The organism is Vibrio sp. 2033, from assembly GCF_033339735.1.
In genome coordinates, this window is the sequence record NZ_JAWOVC010000655.1 from 1 (window position 1) to 561 (window position 561).

The window sequence follows — 561 nt, forward strand, 5'->3', positions numbered from 1 at the left end:
GCGCTCGATGTTCACCATCAATTTCAACTGATGGCGCTACTGGCAGAGCTGAATCGAACCGAGAATGTAGGCATTATCGTGATCCTGCATGATTTGAACTTAGCATTGCGCTACGCAACCCACATAGTTGCGCTCAAAAAAGGTCAAATTGCCTTTGAAGGCAACGCCGAAATGCTACTTGATGAAGCGCGTTTGTCTGCACTTTACGAATCACCAATTAAGCTCATTGATCATCCAACGCCCGCGGACACACTTGCTAGCCAGAAGGTGGCGGTGGTATGTGCATGATGGTTCGATTTCTCAAACAACTAAGCTGCACGACTCTACTTTTCACAGTGATGATTGCACGAGCGAACGCAGACATTACCGTTCATGATGCGTACGGAGCGGTGACTTTTGAGCAAGTGCCGCAACGCGTCGTGGTTCTCAACTGGGACATTTTGGAGCAAGTGCTCGCGTTGGACATCGAGCCCATTGCTGCGCCTAACTTGCCGGGTTATCGCCAGTGGGTAGTGAATCCTTACGCACCAGAATCCATTGAGGATATCGGCACTCGCGCCG

2 pseudogenes are annotated in these 561 nt (G+C 50.4%); both read left to right on the plus strand.

Annotated elements, in window-relative coordinates:
• Positions 1 to 288: pseudogene (locus tag R7P74_RS28315) on the plus strand (ABC transporter ATP-binding protein); the annotation flags it as partial.
• Positions 279 to 561 (plus strand): annotated as a pseudogene (locus R7P74_RS28320) (iron-siderophore ABC transporter substrate-binding protein); the annotation flags it as partial. The pseudogenes R7P74_RS28315 and R7P74_RS28320, both read left to right, overlap by 10 nt.